This is a genomic window from Olivibacter sp. EAT-5, assembly GCF_044784325.1.
In the GTDB taxonomy this organism is placed as follows: domain Bacteria; phylum Bacteroidota; class Bacteroidia; order Sphingobacteriales; family Sphingobacteriaceae; genus Olivibacter; species Olivibacter oleidegradans.
Map to the genome: position 1 here is coordinate 982,363 of NZ_CP173028.1, position 19,203 is coordinate 1,001,565.

The 19,203-nt window shown below is 43.4% G+C and carries 16 protein-coding genes; 10 read left to right on the forward strand and 6 right to left on the reverse strand.

The genetic code is table 11. The annotated features are described in order from the left end of the window. Positions 1-320: 320 nt before the first annotated feature. The 6 genes from ACH11B_RS03945 to ACH11B_RS03970 all read left to right on the forward strand — a co-directional run bounded on the left by ACH11B_RS03945 (position 321) and on the right by ACH11B_RS03970 (position 9,543). Positions 321-917 carry an RNA polymerase sigma-70 factor gene (locus tag ACH11B_RS03945; RefSeq protein WP_013664109.1) on the forward strand — a complete coding sequence of 199 codons (597 nt, stop codon included), beginning with the start codon at positions 321-323 and terminating at the stop codon, positions 915-917. Between the two features lie 181 nt (positions 918-1,098). Then, positions 1,099-1,665, forward strand: a complete 567-nt coding sequence (locus ACH11B_RS03950) for an RNA polymerase sigma factor (RefSeq protein WP_377611682.1) — start codon at positions 1,099-1,101, stop codon at positions 1,663-1,665. 98 nt (positions 1,666-1,763) lie between these two features. Beyond that, on the forward strand, positions 1,764-2,735 hold the full coding sequence (locus ACH11B_RS03955; RefSeq protein WP_130855086.1) for a FecR family protein: 972 nt from the start codon (positions 1,764-1,766) through the stop codon (positions 2,733-2,735). A 96-nt stretch (positions 2,736-2,831) separates the two neighbouring features. After that, positions 2,832-6,176 carry a SusC/RagA family TonB-linked outer membrane protein gene (locus ACH11B_RS03960; protein WP_377611684.1) on the forward strand — a complete coding sequence of 1,115 codons (3,345 nt, stop codon included), beginning with the start codon at positions 2,832-2,834 and terminating at the stop codon, positions 6,174-6,176. Positions 6,177-6,201: 25 nt separating this feature from the next. Beyond that, on the forward strand, positions 6,202-7,752 hold the full coding sequence (locus ACH11B_RS03965; RefSeq protein WP_013664113.1) for a RagB/SusD family nutrient uptake outer membrane protein: 1,551 nt from the start codon (positions 6,202-6,204) through the stop codon (positions 7,750-7,752). A gap of 9 nt (positions 7,753-7,761) precedes the next feature. Continuing rightward, positions 7,762-9,543 (forward strand): metallophosphoesterase, encoded by a 1,782-nt coding sequence (locus ACH11B_RS03970; protein ID WP_377611686.1) that lies wholly within the window; start codon positions 7,762-7,764, stop codon positions 9,541-9,543. A 39-nt stretch (positions 9,544-9,582) separates the two neighbouring features. On the opposite strand, the gene ACH11B_RS03975 is transcribed toward ACH11B_RS03970, so the two are convergent. Then, positions 9,583-10,104, reverse strand: coding sequence for a GNAT family N-acetyltransferase (locus ACH11B_RS03975; RefSeq protein WP_377611688.1), 522 nt, complete (start codon positions 10,102-10,104; stop codon positions 9,583-9,585). Between the two features lie 282 nt (positions 10,105-10,386). On the opposite strand from ACH11B_RS03975, the gene ACH11B_RS03980 reads away from it, so the two are divergent. Together ACH11B_RS03980 and ACH11B_RS03985 are read left to right on the forward strand one after the other, a co-directional pair. Further along, the gene (locus ACH11B_RS03980; RefSeq protein WP_377611690.1) at positions 10,387-11,538 is read left to right on the forward strand and encodes a PepSY-associated TM helix domain-containing protein; all 1,152 of its coding nucleotides are present in this window, start codon (positions 10,387-10,389) and stop codon (positions 11,536-11,538) included. 261 nt (positions 11,539-11,799) lie between these two features. Beyond that, positions 11,800-12,753 (forward strand): hypothetical protein, encoded by a 954-nt coding sequence (locus tag ACH11B_RS03985; RefSeq protein ID WP_377611692.1) that lies wholly within the window; start codon positions 11,800-11,802, stop codon positions 12,751-12,753. A 30-nt stretch (positions 12,754-12,783) separates the two neighbouring features. Here ACH11B_RS03985 and ACH11B_RS03990 read toward each other — a convergent pair whose 3' ends face one another. From ACH11B_RS03990 to ACH11B_RS04010, 5 genes are all read right to left on the reverse strand, one after another. Beyond that, entirely contained in the window at positions 12,784-13,536 is a 753-nt protein-coding gene (locus ACH11B_RS03990; RefSeq protein ID WP_377611694.1) for an SDR family oxidoreductase, read from the reverse strand. 36 nt (positions 13,537-13,572) lie between these two features. After that, the gene (locus ACH11B_RS03995) at positions 13,573-14,313 is read right to left on the reverse strand and encodes an SDR family oxidoreductase (protein WP_130855071.1); all 741 of its coding nucleotides are present in this window, start codon (positions 14,311-14,313) and stop codon (positions 13,573-13,575) included. 87 nt (positions 14,314-14,400) lie between these two features. Beyond that, complete coding sequence (locus tag ACH11B_RS04000) at positions 14,401-15,321, reverse strand: helix-turn-helix domain-containing protein (protein ID WP_377611696.1); 921 nt, start codon at positions 15,319-15,321, stop codon at positions 14,401-14,403. Between the two features lie 101 nt (positions 15,322-15,422). Continuing rightward, positions 15,423-16,130 carry a LytR/AlgR family response regulator transcription factor gene (locus ACH11B_RS04005; protein WP_377611698.1) on the reverse strand — a complete coding sequence of 236 codons (708 nt, stop codon included), beginning with the start codon at positions 16,128-16,130 and terminating at the stop codon, positions 15,423-15,425. Continuing rightward, positions 16,127-17,077 (reverse strand): sensor histidine kinase, encoded by a 951-nt coding sequence (locus tag ACH11B_RS04010; RefSeq protein WP_377611700.1) that lies wholly within the window; start codon positions 17,075-17,077, stop codon positions 16,127-16,129. Before ACH11B_RS04010 ends, ACH11B_RS04005 begins: the two co-directional genes overlap by 4 nt. A gap of 262 nt (positions 17,078-17,339) precedes the next feature. Here ACH11B_RS04010 and ACH11B_RS04015 point away from each other — a divergent pair, with 262 nt between their 5' ends. Continuing rightward, positions 17,340-17,558 carry a hypothetical protein gene (locus ACH11B_RS04015; protein WP_130855067.1) on the forward strand — a complete coding sequence of 73 codons (219 nt, stop codon included), beginning with the start codon at positions 17,340-17,342 and terminating at the stop codon, positions 17,556-17,558. A gap of 297 nt (positions 17,559-17,855) precedes the next feature. Continuing rightward, on the forward strand, positions 17,856-19,160 hold the full coding sequence (locus ACH11B_RS04020; protein ID WP_377611702.1) for a spondin domain-containing protein: 1,305 nt from the start codon (positions 17,856-17,858) through the stop codon (positions 19,158-19,160). Positions 19,161-19,203 lie beyond the last annotated feature (43 nt).

The following is a 19,203-nucleotide window of genomic DNA, read 5'->3' on the forward strand; positions in this document are numbered from 1 at the left end:
TAAGAAGATTTAGGATAACCCTGGGAAAAAATCATGTGAAGAAGCGAAGGGTTGACAAGCGTGGCGGAGCGGCTCCACAGGATTGCGCTTGTGGCCTAAATCTTTAGCGAAAGGATGTGCAGCCTTGATGTTTGCCTCACTTTGCATCAAAGGTAAAGTGAGAAAAAATTAATGAAACATAAAGAACGAAAAAATTTGGATTAAGCCAGAGTGACAACAAATTGATTTAAAAAAAGGTTCCTTTTATACAATCACTGAACGTAACATTAAGATAATATAGCATTATTACTTTTGCCGCTGTAATCTGAAAGAGGTATCTTATGAATCAACCGGTCATGTCTCGACAGCAAGAAAAAGCATTGCTGTTGGAGATCAAGCAAGGTAATGCCTATGCATTGGAAAGCTTGATGATGCGTTACGAAGAACGGGTGTTCCAATTTATTCTTCGTTTGGTAAATTCCAGGGAACTTGCAGAAGAAATTACGCAAGACGTGTTTGTGAAGATCTGGGAAGGTCGAGAGCATTTAGGCAAAATTGACTCGATAGGGGCCTGGATGTACACCTTGGGAAAAAATAAAGCGATCAATTTATTAAAAGAATTAACGGCCAGAGCTGCCCGTGAAGAATATTATGCAAAGGATCGTGATTGGTCGATTGGTGGAGAAATTGAATCAGAAGAAAAGGGGGATATTTTTAGCTTGGTAGATGAAGCCGTAGCACAAATGCCCGAAAAATGTCAACAGATTTTTATCTTAAAACGCGATGAGGGTCTGAGTAATGAAGAAATTGCAGATCGTTATAATCTTTCCATTCATACGGTTAAAAATCAATTGAAAAAATCTTACGCTATATTACGCAAATCTATCGTGGAACAAACCTTATTTCTCATCCTTTATTCTTTTTTATCTAACCGATAAGTTTATATCGCACGTATTATGGATACCCTTCAAATCAGCTTTACAAACGGGATAGGATATATAAAATAAATCCTTCGCGGATATCGAGGCACAAACAGTAAAGCATAACACCAAAATAACAACTGCTTAACAAGAAGTTAAATTTAGCAAACTAGCTTTGAGGCCGAACGTGTCTAACCTTATGTCTGGTTCTATCTTAGACGAACTCTTCGAACACAGCAAAGCCGGTGATTCTGTCGCTTTCACATCATTGTATAGGTATACTTGGCAAAAGCTTTATCAATTGGCATTCCGTAAAACGCAAGATGAGGAAGAAGCAAAGGACATTGTACAAGATATTTACATCCAATTATGGCAAAAGAAGGAAAACATTCATATTCAAGGTTCGGTAGAAGCTTATCTATATAGCATGACCAAATATGAGTTGGTCAGACGTATGCAGCGCTCGCTAAAGGACGAAGCGCATCGATTCGATTACCGTCAACTTATCGATACCTTAACCCATGCCGATGACCAGCAATTATTTGCAGAAGAATTGGAGGCACAACTGAAAAAAGAAGTGGATGCACTCCCTACCAAGCAACAGCATATCTACCGCTTACATCAAGAAGACAATCTGAGCACTGAAGAGATTGCACAAGAACTCGGATTGGCCGAGCAAACTGTCAAAAATCAATTAGGACACGCGAAGCGTAAAATACGACTGGCTATTAAAGATCACATGCTCTCCGTTATATTCTTTTTTTAGCCCACAACATAAACCACATAATTTATTAACAATTTGATAACCTAATCCCATTGGTACCCATGTCGGCATTTTTACTCCTATAGAATAAACGCACCAACATGGATCAAGATAAGATACGTAATTTATTAGAGAAGTATCTCAGGGGCACTTGTAGCCAAGAAGAAAGAGAACTGATCGATCGCTGGTTCGAAGCTGATCAGCGATTCGAACAGCCCTTAGCTACCGGAAAGGTTCAGGAATTAGAAGAAGCGATACTATCACGTATTCAAGAACATTTACCCCTAAAGCATCGAAACCGGAATGATACTCACAGGCTATGGTTCACAAGTAGTATCGCAGCTTCTATCGCATTGCTGATCGGTGTATTTATTCTTTTTAGTAAAAGGAGCCAAAGCGGCAGCGAAGGTAAACAGCCTGTACCTAAACTTTTTACCTTTCACACTGAACCAGGGCAGCGGGCTAAATTGCGACTACCGGACAGTAGCACAATCTGGTTAAACGGCAATACCGCGATACGGTATGATCAACACTTTGCCGGTCCCAATCGCGCTATTTATCTTGACCAGGGAGAAGCTTTTTTTGAAGTATATCCCAATCAGCATAAACCCTTTATCGTATACACAACTAAGCTGCAAACGCGCGTACTTGGTACTTCCTTTAATTTACAAGTACAGAATCATCGCAATCAATACAGCTTAAGTATCAATACCGGCAAGGTGAGCGTTAGCCATAACCAAGGTAAAATACAGCATACTGTGCTTACCGCCGGGCAGCAGTTCACCTACGATTATATCAATGGCAGGCACCAAATCAAGGCCATCCAACCCGGAAGCGAGCACGCTTGGATTTATAATGAGCTGGTATTTCAAAGCGCCTCTTGGAAAGAAGTTGTTGCTCAGCTACAAACATGGTATGGCGTAAGCATTCATTTAAACCTACGCAGGGGGCAACATGAAACCTTCACTGCCCGATTTGAAGATCCAACGCTGGAGGCCGTGCTAAAAGCCTTACAAAAAATCAATCCATTTCAATATACCATCAAGAAAAAGGAGGTTCATATACACAACTAAAACCCGTTAAACAATAAACCGAAACTGTTGACAGCAGTTCCGGTTCCATCTGTTTTCAATCGTTCTTCCACAAACAAATCAAAAACAAATAAAGATATGCCAAAAAAACGAATACTGGTCACTTATTTCATTGCATTTATGAAGTTATCATGCATCACCCTCCTCACCTTGCTATCCATGGCCGGCACCCTGTTAGCACATAAAAGCGAGGCACAGCAAACCAGCAGCACAGTCATTCAATTTAAGTCGAAGAACATCGCCTTAGAAGAGGTGCTGCAAACCATTCAGGCGCAATCAGACTTCAACCTGATCTATAGCCCAAGCCAGATTAATGGGCAGATCGTAGTAGAACTACCTCAAAAGCGTACTACATTAGACGTGCTTCTGCAGTATTTGGCCGAAACTGCCGCCTTAGTTCCCGAAGTAAACAAAGGAAATATTTACATCAACCGCAAACAACAACCCGGAAGGCTCGCCGGCTTTATCAAAGACACGGAAGGCAATCCACTTATCGGTGCGAGCGTCAGTTTATTAGGAACCAATAACGGCACTATGACCAAAGAAGATGGCAGCTTTGCCCTTCAGGCCTACCCCGGTACCTATACACTCCGTGTGAGCTATATTGGTTATGAAACATACGAGCAAAAAGGTGTCAACGTTCTGGAGAATAAAGAAACATCGCTACAGGTGAGCTTACGCGGAACGGGGCAACTGCAAGAAGTGGTTGTGAGCTACGGTACCCAACGTAGACGCGAAATCACGGGTGCACTGGAAGAAATCAGTGCCGAAAATTTACAGGATATGCCTGTCAACCAATTTGCACAACAACTACAGGGTAAACTGGCCGGTGTCCAAATTTATCAAACATCAGGACAACCTGGCAGGGGGATGTCCTGGCGTATTCGTAACGCAGCGTCCCTCTCCTCCGGCAATTCCCCCCTTTTTGTTATCGACGGTATGCCAATCACTGGCAGCATCAATAACATCAATCCCGCAGAAATCGAATCTTTCACCGTATTGAAAGACGCATCAGCTACCGCTTTGTATGGGTCAAGGGCCTCAAACGGTGTGATCCTTATCACCACCAAACATGCGAAACCCGGCGATCAAACCAAAGTGGAACTAAACAGTAACTATGGTATCCAAACCATTCCAAGTCGCGGTGTACCCGTCATGATGAATGCCCGCCAGTATGCGACGTTCATGAACGAACGCTATCAGGACATGATTCGCTATGAAGGCTATAAAGGCACCATCCCGGAGGTTTATCAAAATCCCGAGCAATATGGTGAAGGTACCGATTGGTTTGATTTGTTAACCCGTACCTCCCCCATTCAGCAATACGATATAAGTTTCACCAGCGCAGGTAAACACTCCGCATCGTCGGTTGTGGCAGGCTACCAGAATCAACAAGGAGTTGTTATCAATAGCGGTACCCAACTTTACTCCCTTCGTATCAATCAAGATTATAATCTCTTTGACGACAAGCTAAAGGTTGGTTTTAACCTCGCTCCGAGCTATCGTTTAGATCACAACAACCGCTTAGACGACGGTATTCAAGGCATTGTCCAAAAAACTTCCGAGGCGAGCCCCTTAATCAATCCCTATGATGAAAACGGTAACCTCGTTAAATACGCCAGCTCTCCCGGTATGGTTAACTACATCAATCCACTGGCTCGCTATCTAATGGTGAAAGACGACTATAAAACCACCCGTATTTTAGGTAATGCTCATCTTAACTATCAAATATGGGACGGCCTCAGCCTGAAAGGTTTGTTCGGTATCGATAAAGGTGATGAATCACGGCAATTCTTTTCGCCTGCCCTTATTAACGGTGATGACATCTCTACAGGCACCAGTAGTTCCGTAACAAACTATAGCTATACGGCAGAAGCCAATCTAAATTATACTAAACATTGGAAGGCACATTCCATCGACGTCTTGGCAGGTTATTCCTATCAATCTTTCGATCAGGAAAGCAATACCGTTACCGGACGCAACTACGCCAGCGATGAAGTCCCTTATCTTAACGTAGCTGCCAACATCACCGGCGGCTCCAGTAATGCCACGGCTTATGGTTTGATTTCCTATCTGGGTCGAATCAATTATAGCTTCAAAAATCGTTATCTCATCAGCGCCTCCATGCGCCGTGATGGTTCCAGTCGCTTCGGCCGTGATCAAAAATACGGTTCCTTTCCTTCCTTTTCGTTGGGTTGGATCTTGAGCGATGAATCCTTTATGCAGCGCTGGAGTCAAACATTAAGCCTGCTCAAAATCCGCAGCAGCTACGGTATCACCGGAAATAACAATATAGGTAACTATACCCATATTGCGCAGTTAGGCACTGCCAACTATGTAGCTAACGGAAGTTTAGCGCCCGGCACTACTATTACCACCTTAGGCAATACCAACTTGGCATGGGAACGCAGTAAGCAATTCGATATCGGTTTAGATGCCTCCTTTTTTGGCGATAAACTTTTCTTTACCTATGATTACTACCACAAGCTGTCGGACGGCTTGATACAAGCGCGCCCTATTCCACAAGCATCCGGTTTTAGCAGCATCACTTCCAATGTAGGCGAAATCAAATTCTGGGGACACGAATTCAGCTTGGGAGGTCAGTTCGACTTTGGCGAACTCAGCTGGAATACGGCGTTCAATCTATCCTTAAACAGAAACCGCATTGAATCACTGGTGAGCCCTGGCTATTTCCGCAGGAACAACACCACCAGTGCTGATTACTACCGCAATCAGGAAGGGTATCCACTGGGCATGTTCTTCGGATACATCTTCGAAGGCCTTTATAAAGATGCAGAAGATTTAGCCAACTCAGCCAAAGAAACGAATTCGGACGTCGGTACCATTAAAATGCGCGATATGAACGGTGATGGTATTATCAACGAGAACGACCGTACTTTTATTGGTGATCCGAACCCTGACTTCCTCTTCGGGTTTACCAACAACTTCACCTACAGACGATTCGATTTAGGTATTTCCATGGCGGGAGCTATTGGCGGTGACATTATTCTACCAGCCAAATGGGCCTATTTAACCAATATGGACGGCGCGCGTAACCTCTTAGCCGAGGCGGCCGACCGCTGGCGTTCACCTGAAGAGCCCGGCTCCGGCCAATTTCCGCGTACTAAAACCGGTTCAACCGGTATCGGACGGCAAGTCAATTCGCAATGGGTAGAAGATGGCTCTTATCTGGCAATGAAGAACATCACACTGGGCTACCGACATCCCGTTAAAGGTCTCGGCCCCATTAAGCAAATCCGTTTCTACACCTCTATCCAAAATGTCTTTATACTGACGAGTTATTCCGGCATGAATCCCGAAATCAGCTTAGACGGGCTAGACGGCGCCAGCATCGGGATCGACGAAAATGCCTATCCGGTACCACGCACCATCTCATTTGGTTTAAATGTCCTTTTCCAATAACGTGCATATAAAAAATAGACAAAACATGAAAAAATATATTTCCATCTTATCGGTTCTGCTTGTTTTCCTCGTACAGGGATGCAAAAATGTCTTGGAGCTGTCGCCCGAAGATCAGGTTTCCGAAACCAATTTCTTTAAAACCGAGGCCGACTTTACACAGGCGATCAATGCTGCCTACAATCCCTTACGTACGGTAGGCCCGGATTATTATACGGCCGAGATGCGTTCTGATAACACCCATTACGAACATAACCCTGCTATCCAAGGTACCGCTGTTGAAATGAAAGCCGATATTGCCGATTTCACCAACGATGCCAGTAATAACTATTCCAATCAGATTTATTACGACAGTTACAAAGGCATCTCCCGCGCCAACGTCGTGTTAGCGAGAATTGATCAGGCCAGTTTCAACGACGAAGCAAAAAATAACTTTAAAGGGCAAGCCCTATTTCTTCGTGCCTTCTATTATTTCAAGCTTGTCCGCTATTTCGGTGGTGTCCCACTGTACTTAAAAGAAGTAAATAATGAAGCGGATGCCTTCCTTCCCCGTGCCTCGATAGAAGAAGTTTATACCCAGATTATCAATGATGCCTCGGAGGCTATTGCACTGTTACCGGTGCCAAGTAAGTTTCCACAATCGGGGTATGCTAGCAAAGGCTCGGCTACGATGCTACTGGCGGATATTTATGCCACCCGAAAAGAATACGCACAAGCAGAAAACTTGCTCTTGAGCCTAGAAGCGATGGGGTATAGCCTACTGCCAAACTATGCGGATGTCTTCTCCACAGCCAATAAAAACAGTCGCGAATCCATCTTCGAAGTACAGTTCATGCAAGGGCTGGAAACCGGCATGCAAAGCAACTTCATTTATATCTTCTTACCTAAATGTTATAATACCGCTATTATTACCTACGGCGTAGCCACCCAAAATACCGCCACAGATGGCGGCGGCGGTTGGAACACCCCGACCCAAGATATCATTCGGGCGTATGAAACGGGTGACACACGCTTAGAAGCTTCCATTGGCGTTGCTGAAGGTACGTACGATGGCAGTTATTACTTTACCCTAACCGCTCAAAAAAGTATTGTAAACTATCAGGCTCCAGCAGGAAAGGTAGGGGTTCCTTTCATCAAAAAGTACCTCAATCCACATACCGATAAGAACAATACCAATGATAACTGGCCGGTATATCGTTTTGCCGATGCTTTATTGCTATTAGCAGAAGTACAGAACGAGCAAGGCAAAACCCAAGAAGCCATGGTACATGTCAATCGTGTACGGAGCCGGGCAATCCCGCAAGCAGCACCTTTAACAGCCACTTCGCAGGAAGATGCCCGTAAGCTCATTCTACATGAGCGACGCGTGGAACTCGCCTTTGAAAACCATCGTTGGTTTGATCTACTCCGTTCGGGCAAGGCGATCGAAACCATGAATGCCTATGGGGCCGAACTTAAGAAAACACATAGCTATTTAGTACCATCCTCCTATCAGGTAGATGAGAACAAGCTTTTATATCCGCTTCCGTTTGCGGAAGTAGGTGTCAATCCCGAATTAATCCAGAACCCCGGCTATTAACGAAAAAGTATGTATAATAAATTTTTAAGACTCAGTTTCTTGATCGCCCTGTTACTGCCTTTCAGTACACAGGCACAAAAAGGCAATACCCCGCCGAAAGCCAAAAATACGTTCTCTATTGCCGTGATACCGGATACGCAGTATAACACCGAGGAGAGCCAAGGTGGCACCAACAAGCTCTTCGAAACACAGATCGAATGGATACTGGCCAATCGGGAAGCAGAAAATATCGTTTACGTAGCGCATTTAGGCGATATTACCGACAAGGGCGACAGTAAGCCCGAGCAATGGGCTAATGCTGCAAAGGCGATGTACCCATTGGAAAAACCCCTACCGGGACTTCCGAATGGGTTACCCTATGGGTTAGCTGTAGGGAATCACGACCAATACCCCAGTCAATTTGCTGTAAGCGGTACCACGAAATATTATAACCAATATTTTGGTATTGACCACTTTAAAGGTCGCAACTATTATGGCGGTTATTTTGGCAAAGACAACGATAGTCATTACGACCTTATTTCAGCAGGTGGGATAGATCTCATCATTATTTACCTCGAATTTGATGCTTTCGACGAGCAGCAAGAGGCCATGAACGATTGGGCGGTAAATTTATTGAAGCAGTATAAAGACCGAAAAGCCATTATCGTCAGCCACTACATTCTTGGCTATAATCCCGTAGCGGGTAGCAATATGGCGGGGCAGGCGTCCTTTGGCAAGCAAGGGCAACGTCTGTACGATCGCGTAAAAACCCAGTCCAATGTATTCCTGATGCTTTGCGGTCACGTAGGCGACAATGGCGAGGGCTATCGCCAGGATACTTATGCCGGCCATACCATCAAAACCATGTTATCCGACTATCAAAGTCGACCCATGGGCGGCAATGGACTCATGCGTTTATTGACCTTTGATCTTGAAAAAGATCAATTACGAGTCCGTACGCTATCCCCCTATCATCAGCTAGAAGAAAAAGACGAAGACAGTTTCTTTACCTTACCGCTTTTCCGCGAAGCTTCGGCCAGCAGGATCTATGACTTTGACTTAGACGGCAAGGCCGATCTATATCGTTTCAAAGACGGAAATTGGTACGATGCTAAAAGTATCAAAAGCTCATTAGGTCGCAAAGGTGATATTCCTGTTCCGGCACCTTATACGGGTTATGGCAAGACCAACCCAGCGGTCTATAATGCTGCCGGCGCATCATTTTATGTGGCCGATTGGCGAGCTGTTCCACTAGGAAAACCGGGAGACATTCCCGTTCCTGCAGATTATGATGGCGATGGCATTACTGATCTAGCCGTTTGGAATCCGGAAACAGCCGAATGGCTAGCGGCAGGAAAAGACCCCGTTAAGCATGGATGGAAAGCCTCTGTGCCCGTACCGGCCGATTATGATGGAGATGGTGCGGCGGAAATGGCCATTTGGCGTCCCAGCAACAAAACCTGGTATATTGCCACGGTTGGGAATGTACCTTTTGGCGAAACGGGCGACATACCCCTACCGGCAGATTACAATGGCGACGGGAAAGCAGATATAGCAGTATGGCGACCGAGCACCGGCGAATGGCTCGTATACGGCGCTGAGAAAGCCATTAAGCTGGGTAAGACGGGTGATCTACCTATTCCCGGTGATTACGACGGAAGTGGTAAAGTGCAACCGGCCATATTTGATCCGGCAGCAAAAGTCGTTCGTTTTGCTAACGGGCAAAGTATTCCGTTTGATGCAGGTATCGAAGAAGTTGTCAATATACCTTATGCTATTAAGCGATATTATTTGGATCTGATGAAAAAATAGATTCATATGCTGAGGAAACGGAATATCGTTTCCTCAGCATTAGTCTTTATCTAACAGCTTCTCAAAAGCCATCCGTGCGCCGCCGCGAAAATAAACCTTTCCACAATATTGGTAGTTCAACTTTTCCAGTATACGTAGCATCGCTTTGTTATCAAAATTGGTATCCACTTTCACACTATAAACATCCCGCTTCATAGCCAATTTTTCCAGTTCCTTCATTAGATGCGTCGCCGCTCCTTTGGTTTTAATATCCTGTGCTACTGCTACCCGATGAACCACTACATATTTTTCATTGCTTAGCCATTCTCCCTCAAGCGCTTCGTAAGCCGGTTCACCATCAAAAATAACGGCCATATAAGCCAGAATATCGTTTTTCGATATAAGCACATAGCCGTATCCCTTATCAATATCCTGTTTTACCGCCTCCGGATTCGGATAGCCATCTTGCCATTGCTCACTTCCCTGCTGTTTCCTTAATTCAATGGCTTGTTGTAAGATCTCCCAAATTCTGTCTTTATCTTCTTTTGTTGCCGCTCGTAAAGTAAATTCGTTTGTCATCATATATGCTGAAAAATCCAAATTTACGTTTTTCGCAAAAATTCCTTCATGGTTTTATTGGCACGATACACTTAAGTGCAACCTTCTTCCTCATGCAAATTGAGCGATGACTGCCACAACGAACACATTAGCAGGTTGTTTTATTTTGAGTTATTCTAAATAAATCTAATTTTGCACAATTATGTCTATCGCCAGCACGATATCGCTACTTTCCAGGGAACACACAGAGGCATGTGAAGTGCCCTTAAAGCTATTCGTTTGCTCCTTACCTATAAGCCTTGCTATATGATCAAAAAAGGAATAAGCTGGGTACATCGTTGGCTAGGCATTATCACCGGTTTAGTTGTTATTATTATCAGCTTAACGGGATGTATTTATGTCTTTGTAGATGAGTTGAAGGCCGTTTTCTATCGCGATCGTCTTTTCGTACAAACGACTCATCAAACAACTCAGCCACTCTCCGTCCTGATGGCCAATGCCCGCAAAGCCCTTGGTAAAGAAATCGACATTAGTCGTTGCGATATTTATCCTTCGGCCGACCGCAGTTGGATTTTCCGTGCAATCAAAACAAATCCCGACGCCATCGGTCACTGGAATTATTATGAATATTATTACCGTGTATATATGAATCCTTATACCGGCTCGGTTATTCAGGTTGAAGACACGCGCAATGAGTTTTTTCAGCTTGTGCTTAGTCTGCATACCGACATGTTACTTGGGCATCGCATCGGTCAGCCCCTTGTAGGAATCTGCGTGCTCATTTTTATTGTTCTGCTACTGAGCGGGCTGGTCCTTTGGTGGCCCAAAAAAGGCAAAAAGAAGGCTTTGAAACAAGCCTTTACCATTAAATGGAAGGCAAAATTCAAGCGTATCAATTACGATCTACATAATACACTTGGCTTCTATGTTTTGGTTCCCGCGCTCATCATTGCCCTTACCGGTACCGTGTATTCCTTTAAATGGATGGATGCCTCCATTTACGCCATCTTCAGCGGAGGGAAGCAAAAAACAGAGCGTCGACCAAGTCCAATACAGACATCAGGGACGACTATTGCTCTCGATCGTGCCCTGTCCGATGTGCTGAACAAATATCCTAAGGCTGATATGATATCCACACGATTTAGTCGTCAGCCAGGAGCACCCTATGATTTTCAGGTTCGGCTTCAACCGGGTCGGACTTACCATTTTAACTGGCTATTTTATAACACAACTACCGGACATCTCCTTTCAAGCTACGGCACGGCAGATCTTCAGCTCGCAGAAAAAGTCCGTGCACTAAACTTCGACCTCCATGTCGGTTCTTTTGCAGGTTTTCCCGGTAAAATATTGGGCTTTTGCATCTGTTTAATCTGTGCTTCTCTTCCTATCACGGGTTTTATAATCTGGCTCAGGCCTAAAAAGAAAAAAAACAAATTACCGAAGCTTCTATCTAGTTGATTTTTGCTATATATCCCACATGCTTTGATAAATCCCCTGCTTCGCCAATAATGCTTCATGAATTCCGAGCTCAGCTAAGCAAGCCGAATTAACACGACTTCATTTAAACTTTACACCTTTTTAACCTCAGTTTCCTCACGCAACGCTTTAGTGTAAGCAAACAAGCATTCCGTGTAATCTTTTTTGTAAAAGCCTAAATAGTTACTTTCTTTATTACAATAACACTGAATCTATTAATTGCTCATTACTAAAACACATTATATGGAAGCTCTCGCAACGATTACACCCGAATCATTAGCCCTTATCCATTCCAAAATCCTGGACCCTTCCCTTAGCCAAAACAATCTCGGGCCCCGATCGCGGGAGGAGTTATTTCAACTTATTGACGTGCATACACCTTATTACGCGCTTCAAGATGTTCATGTGTTAAAAGACAATATCGTAGCCGCAAAAGTAATTGCCGAATCACCCCTTGGATTTGAGCAATCACCCATTACAATGGCCGAAGCCTGTCGACATCTTGCCATTCTCGGTTCAGTTGCTTGCGCTACCGTCAACCCTAATCAGTCAAAGCACTACTACTTAGCCCATAAAGGAACCTACAAACGAGTTTCAAACGAAAAGTTTGCGATCGGCAAACCCCTCACCGTTTTGGCTGAGTGTGTATCATTCGATAAGCGACTTGCTAAGGCCAAAGCTTGTCTCATTGACGCAGAGAACAAGCTGATCTGCGGTATCGATGTCAGCTTTCATGTAATCCCCCAAGCGATGTTCAATAGGCTATTCGCCCATGCTTATCGAGATTATTTACCCGCCTTAACAAGTCCCTATTCGCGTAAAAACACACTATATGATTTAAAATTGTACGATACCGGTGCCACAGCCTCTTTGGGTGAAATAAAAGAACAAGATTGCAGTGGCCATTTCCCCAATTATCCGGCCTTACCGGTGGCGGTGCTTATGGGCGCCCTTCACGATCTATGTATCGCCTTTGTTCAACATGCAACCCGCAGTATGCAAAATGGACTTATTGCAGACGAATGTACGTTACTAGCTGACAACTTAGCCTTGGCGGGTGATATCGTATCTTTAGAAGTTCGACTGGAGGCCCGAAGCAGCGCCTATTTCAAACTACGTGCACTTGCAAAAACCGACGCAGGAAAAACGGTAGGCGATATAACGACGATTATCAATACCAGCTACCGTTTAATTTGAAAGTCAAGTTGGGAACCAAAAACAAGTAAGCTATTGGGTAGCTCCACCATTAACCAACAAGTGCTGCCCGTTAACAAATGACGACAAACCGCTGGCAAAAAACTCGGCAATATTCGCTACATCTTCCACCTCGGCCAGTCGTCTCATCGGACAGCTATCGATGAGTGATTTTCGGAGTTCGGGATAACTGCCTTCTTCGGCAAAAATTCCGGAATGATCAACAGCAAAGGGTATGATGGAATTGACCGTTACGCCTCGGTGTCCAATTTCTTTCGATAGCACATCCACCAGATAGCGTGGTGTAATTTTGCTTCCACCATACACCGCCATTCCGGCTACGGGAAAGGCCGTTGTACTTGAGGCAATGTAAATAATACGCCCATTATCTTCTACCGTTTTGGCGGCTTGTTGCATTGTAAAATAAGCCCCTTTGGTATTGATGGCAAATAGCCTGTCAAACTGCTCTTCCGTGAAAGCTGTAACCGGTGTTTCTACCATTTCGATACCGGCATTGGCCACTACAATATCAATCTTCCCAAACGCGGCCTTTGCCTCCTTGAATAGGCGTTCAATATCCGCTACTTTACTAACATCTGCCCGTATAGCTATTACGTTCGCTCCCATTGCCTTAATGTTCGAAACCACCTCGTCAGCCGAGGATATATCCCTCGAATAATTAATAACGATATTAGCACCCAAAGCGGCATAGCGCTCAGCAATTGCTTTACCAAGGCCTCTTGCAGAACCCGTTATGAGGGCTGTTTTATGATGTAAACTGTTCATTTCTTTTATCTTAATTTTATACCACCTGAAAATTAATTAAGCCATTCCTCCATTGGCGCCGATATTCTGTGCATTGATCCATTTTGCTTCATCACTGGCCAGAAACACCACCACCTCCGCAATATCATCCGTATTTGCAATCCGATTGAAGGGATTCAAAGCGGCTAAACGATCAATCGTTTCCTGCGATTTGCCTTCGAGGAATAAAGCGGTAGCAGTAGGGCCCGGTGAGAGGGAGTTGACGTTAATACCTCTACTGCCTATTTCCCTGGCAAATACACGCGTCAATTGTTCAACGGCAGATTTGGTAGCAACATAAGTACCATAAGTAGGCAACATCAAACGGTTTACACTGGTAGAAAAATTGATAATACTTCCATTATCCGCCAAGCGAGTCGCGGCTTCACGCAACGTATTAAAAACGCCCTTCACATTAATATCGAAGATCCGGTCAAAATCCTCGTCGGTTGTGTCTTTAATAAGTTTATTGATCATAATACCCGCATTATTGACCAATACGTCAATCCGACCAAAATGAGCAATAGATTGATCGAACAACGACTTTACATCGGCGACTTTACTCACATCAGCCTGTACGGCGATCGCCTCACCTCCTTGCTCTTTTATGAAAGATACAACCGCGTCGGCATCGCTTTTACTGCCGGCATAGTTTACCACAACTTTTGCATGAGCTGCTGCCAGTTTTTTGGCTACTTCAGCACCGATACCTTTAGAAGCACCGGTCACTAGGATTACTTTTTCTGCTAGATTATTCATTTGTCTATCTTTTAAATTTTGATAGAACAAAGTTAGTATGCGCAATAACCGGTGGCTTTACGTATATTACAGCAAGTGTTGCAAATTTTAAAGAAGATGCGCCTTCCGATACTGCACCGGCGAGGTACCGGTATGTTTTTTAAAGAAGTTACTGAAATGAGCGGTTTCAGAGAAACCTAACTTATACGTAATCTCTTTGATCGATATGGTAGAACGCTGCAAGAGTGTTTTCGCTTCAACCAAGGTCTTTTCAGCAATCCAGGTTACGATGGGTTTGCCGGTTTTGGATTTTATTACATTGCTTAAATAGTTGGGATGTAAATGTTGCGCGTCGGCGTAGTCCTGTACCTTAAATACGACCTCTACATTGCCGTTATTTAGATCGCGGTAATGTTTTTCCAATAACCTTTTGAAAGAAATAACAATCTGCGAACTCCGGTTACCTTCGTAAATCGGATTATAATCTTGCCAAATATGTTCCTTTATCCTATACAAAAGGATAGCAAGCAAATGCCCGATGATAGGGTATTTCGCCTCTGCCTTACCCAAGTATTCCTGTTGAATTTGCTTATAAATGCCTTCCACCGACTGAAAAAAAGCGTCTGATACCACTTGAGGCTTAACGGTTTCCGTTAATAGAAAAGGGAAGTTATCATAAATTTCTTTACTGATATAGTTTTTAAGAAATGCCTCATCAAAGGTGATTAGACAGATATCCTCAATATGAGTCCAACTAAACGTGCGGTAGTTACTCGGATTGGTAAAATAGACCGAATGCGGCTTTACTTCAAAAGTAAGCTCATCGATCGTATATTTCCCGGAACCTTCTTTTACAAATAAGAAAGAGAAAAAGTTGGGACGATAGGAGGCTGACTGATAGGGTAGCGTAAAGCCAACATCCTTTAGATTAAAAATGGTAAAGCCTTCTGTAACATCAAGCAAGTCAACCGGCAGATGAAGGTATTGATATAGCTCTAACAGCGATTTAGACTCGAAGTTTTTTCTCATAATGCGATATCGAAGTTAGTCATTTGTCCGTTAAAAGGAGAAATGATTAAACAGCAATATTTTAAAACCGTTCCTTTTAGCTCCCAAGAAATTCGCTGCATCTAAAACAATTTTTTTGAGATCAAAGCGAGCAGTTGTTCTCTATACCCCGTACTAATCGGCAACTTTGTTTGTCGGATCAAGACTTGATTATCCACAATCTTCTCCAAGTGATCCAAGTTAATGATATAGGAATTATGTATACGTATGAAGTTTGGCGGTAACTGCTCTTCCAGTTGTTTCATGCGCCTATAAATAAGGACGCTTTCGTTGATGCATACGATATTGACGTACTCCTTGTTTGCTTTGCAATAAAGTATATCCCTGGATCTCATTTTCATTATCTGCTTTCCGGATTTTATGAAGATCGTATCATCTGACAACGTGAGCTCCTTAAGTTCGGCCGGGCGCCGGAGAGCGAAATATCCTTCCGTTTTACGAATCGCTTGCATAAATCGCTTAAAAGTTATAGGCTTTAACAGGTAATCAATGGCATTGTATTCATAACCTTCCATGGCGTGTGACGAATAGGCTGTCGTAAAAATAATACACTGGTCTTTCGGCAGCATAGAAGCCAGCTCCAACCCGGATATATTAGGCATATTGATGTCCAAAAAAATTAAGTCGACTTTATTATTTCTGAGAAAAGTCACTACTTCAAAAGCATCGTAGCATTTCTGTCTTAAGTTCAGAAAATCCACTTTCAGGATATAGTCTTCCAATAAACTCACAGCATTGGGTTCGTCGTCCACAATTAAGCAATTGATCATGTGTATAGCGGTATATTTAATGTGGCAAAGTAATAATTATCCTTTTCAACAATATCCAATCGAAATTGGTCTTTGTAAAGCAACTGCAATCGCGAACGAAGATTTTGCAGACCTACCCCCATTGTTTGTTCATTGGTCTTACTACGCTTATCGATACCATGCTTAAATACATTTTCAACGAGTGGAATAATCAGCATTGGAGGTACTTGTATACCATTGATTATCCCTTTTTCCCTGATTGTTGTCTGTAGCGGGTAGCGCATACGCATTTTCTCCAGATCAATATAATCATAAATAAAGTTCAACTCCTCGTTTAGCTGAATAAATTGTTGTTGCCCTGTATCTACAAAGTAGCGCATGATATTAGAGAGCTTACTTAATAGTGCTGCTGTTTCCGGCGACTGCTGTTGGGCTACGTAATAAATATTATTCAACGTATTAAATAGAAAATGAGGTTGCACTTGCGCTTTAAGCAGCTTTAACTCCATTTCAGCTGAGTGCTGTTTCAATCGTTCCTGCTCACGATGCAAAACAAAATAGTCCAATGCCACCCGAAGTATGCAGCTTATTATATAAACCAATATAGAAGGGATTAATAAAGCGACGAAAACTTCCATGCTCGTGCTTGTGTCTTGCTCTTGTGGATAAAACCTAGCATAAAAATAAGACCTGAACGCAACACGGGCCCAACAAACAGTCAAAAGCAGTAGTAAAACCGATGTAAGATAAAGCAGCTTACGATTACGCTTATAGAAACGTGGAATGAGGTAGTATACATTTACATTGACGATAATGAAATAAGAAAATATATTCATAAAGCCAAAAACGAGAGACCTTATCGGTTCGGCATACATGAAATAGGAAAAACTTGTAATAGCGGTTATAAAAAGCCAAATCACTAACTGAAGTTGATTAACAGGCACGTCTTTGCTAAACACCTTTATCATGGCCCCAAAAGTATCAAGTTGATGCCTGATTTCCAATCATTTTCAATGCTTACTGCAGTTTTTTCAATAGATGAAGCATTGAAAAATAACGGTAAACGGTAGCAAAAAAAGCCCGGTCTTGTTGATTTTCTTCTGTCGGTTGTCAAAAAACACCAAATTTTGTCATGAGGTTGAGCAGCTTAAACCCACGCTCTAACACAAAACTTCGATCACATGACAAACCAAAACCGACTCCGCGTAGGTAAGAAATTAACAAGCAACTATGAAAATCGCTCGTAAACTTGCATTAGGTTTCATATTCATCTACGCCATCGTACTGTACAACTGTTCTTCTGAAAGTACGAATGCGAGAATGCAACATAATCAGCGAGTTCTTCAGGTAATTGCAGACAATAAATCCCCAAAAGCAGAGGCTGATCGATTAATGATCACGGCAGATAACCCCTTGCGTATGTGGGGCAGCTCACAAATAGGAAAGTGATTGGTGAATGGAACTCGCGCTCAAAAGAGAAGCCCATTGCCAAAACTATTCTTCACTAAACCAAGCCTTAACAAGATTCTGATGTTCATGCCAATCATACCGGCAATCACTACCATCGATAAGGAAAGCAAAATGGTTATCGTTTTTTGAAGGGATAATTAAGCAGCTTATACTTAACAATTTCCTCCAGTGAACCACAGCATTCGGGAAATACCGACATATCTACGGGAAATACAGGTATCACTCAGGGCCTTGCTCCAATCTACCTTTGTTTTGTTAACATTAAAGACATTGATTATGGAACACAAAAAATTAGTATGGTTATCACTAGTAGCTTTGCCGATCCTGTTTGCGGCTTGCGACAAAGATGACGACAAGGGGTCACAAATGGGAGTACCCTCTACCATCACGGTAGAAAACGTATTAGATTCTCGCCCCTTGGTTGAATCTGGAACATTTCAAAATGAAGGTTCTGCGCCGGTGATTATGCCGGGAGAATCCCTATCCTTCCAATTCTCAGCAGCAAAAGGGCAAGCGCTCACCTTTGCCACCATGTATGGCTGGTCCAATGATTTATTCTTTGCACCCGAAAATCCGGGCATTACCCTTTACAAAGAAGACGGCACCCCGATTGAAGGCGATGTATCTGACCAGATCAAGCTATGGGATAACGGTACCCGTATCAATCAGGTACCCGGTGCTTCCGTAAGTCATCCCGGTACCGCAGAAACAGCTACTCAAAATATCACCGAAGTTGCGGGCACCGATGCACAGGGTAACACTTATGCTGCCGCCTCGGCTCTGATGAATGTCAGTCTGCATTATGAAGGTAATTCAACCTTTACGCTCACCATCAACAATACCTCCGGAAACACCAACAACCCAACCCCCTTCAGTCCAGGTGTATGGGCAATTTCCTACATTGCCGGAGGCGATCTTTTAAGTCCGACACCCTTGTATGAATCCGGTAAACCAAGCGCGAATGGTTTAACAAACATTGCAGAGATGGGCGACAACAGCGTGCTCGGCGAATATATCCAAAGTCAAACCGGCATTTTCACCCCCTTATCGCCAATATTGGTCGTCGTATACAAGGATATAGACAATCCCATTTACAAAGTCGGCGAAAACGATCGCGGACAAGGTTTAAAAGAGCTTGCCCAACAAGGAGATGCCAGCATATTGGCCGATCATCTCAAAACAGTTGAGGGTGTAAAAGCCGTTTACGTTTTACCGGCTGCCAATTCAACGGTGTTGTTACCAAAAGTAGGAGAACAGGTAGGAAGCAGTGTCTCGCAACAATTGAGTATCGCCGAAGGAGATCGGCTGGCAATTGCCACGATGTACGGACTATCAAACGATTGGTTCTTCGCCAGTAAAGATAATGGTGTAGATGCTACTCAAAAAGGAGATATCTCTACCACAATAGGCTTATTCGATAACGGGACGGCCGTCAATCAATTCCCCGGAGCCGGTATCACGCAGTTTAATTTGGCAGGTACCCCGCTGGAAGAAAGCGAGCCTATTCAAGAAGTGCCCAATCCCAATGCATTTACCACATTACCCGCAATCAATCATATTATCAAAGTAACGCTCCAATAAATCAATGCTTAGTGCGATGGGCGAACTTGTAGCAATGCATCTC

What these genes read in the sequence shown, in the direction of transcription:
- ACH11B_RS03945 (WP_013664109.1), top strand. Translation starts at nt 321, where the DNA reads ATGAATCAACCGGTCATGTCTCGACAGCAAGAAAAAGCATTGCTGTTG.
- ACH11B_RS03950 (WP_377611682.1), top strand. Translation starts at nt 1,099, where the DNA reads ATGTCTGGTTCTATCTTAGACGAACTCTTCGAACACAGCAAAGCCGGT.
- ACH11B_RS03955 (WP_130855086.1), top strand. Translation starts at nt 1,764, where the DNA reads ATGGATCAAGATAAGATACGTAATTTATTAGAGAAGTATCTCAGGGGC.
- ACH11B_RS03960 (WP_377611684.1), top strand. Translation starts at nt 2,832, where the DNA reads ATGCCAAAAAAACGAATACTGGTCACTTATTTCATTGCATTTATGAAG.
- ACH11B_RS03965 (WP_013664113.1), top strand. Translation starts at nt 6,202, where the DNA reads ATGAAAAAATATATTTCCATCTTATCGGTTCTGCTTGTTTTCCTCGTA.
- ACH11B_RS03970 (WP_377611686.1), top strand. Translation starts at nt 7,762, where the DNA reads ATGTATAATAAATTTTTAAGACTCAGTTTCTTGATCGCCCTGTTACTG.
- ACH11B_RS03975 (WP_377611688.1), bottom strand. Translation starts at nt 10,104, where the DNA reads ATGATGACAAACGAATTTACTTTACGAGCGGCAACAAAAGAAGATAAA.
- ACH11B_RS03980 (WP_377611690.1), top strand. Translation starts at nt 10,387, where the DNA reads ATGATCAAAAAAGGAATAAGCTGGGTACATCGTTGGCTAGGCATTATC.
- ACH11B_RS03985 (WP_377611692.1), top strand. Translation starts at nt 11,800, where the DNA reads ATGGAAGCTCTCGCAACGATTACACCCGAATCATTAGCCCTTATCCAT.
- ACH11B_RS03990 (WP_377611694.1), bottom strand. Translation starts at nt 13,536, where the DNA reads ATGAACAGTTTACATCATAAAACAGCCCTCATAACGGGTTCTGCAAGA.
- ACH11B_RS03995 (WP_130855071.1), bottom strand. Translation starts at nt 14,313, where the DNA reads ATGAATAATCTAGCAGAAAAAGTAATCCTAGTGACCGGTGCTTCTAAA.
- ACH11B_RS04000 (WP_377611696.1), bottom strand. Translation starts at nt 15,321, where the DNA reads ATGAGAAAAAACTTCGAGTCTAAATCGCTGTTAGAGCTATATCAATAC.
- ACH11B_RS04005 (WP_377611698.1), bottom strand. Translation starts at nt 16,130, where the DNA reads ATGATCAATTGCTTAATTGTGGACGACGAACCCAATGCTGTGAGTTTA.
- ACH11B_RS04010 (WP_377611700.1), bottom strand. Translation starts at nt 17,077, where the DNA reads ATGATAAAGGTGTTTAGCAAAGACGTGCCTGTTAATCAACTTCAGTTA.
- ACH11B_RS04015 (WP_130855067.1), top strand. Translation starts at nt 17,340, where the DNA reads ATGAAAATCGCTCGTAAACTTGCATTAGGTTTCATATTCATCTACGCC.
- ACH11B_RS04020 (WP_377611702.1), top strand. Translation starts at nt 17,856, where the DNA reads ATGGAACACAAAAAATTAGTATGGTTATCACTAGTAGCTTTGCCGATC.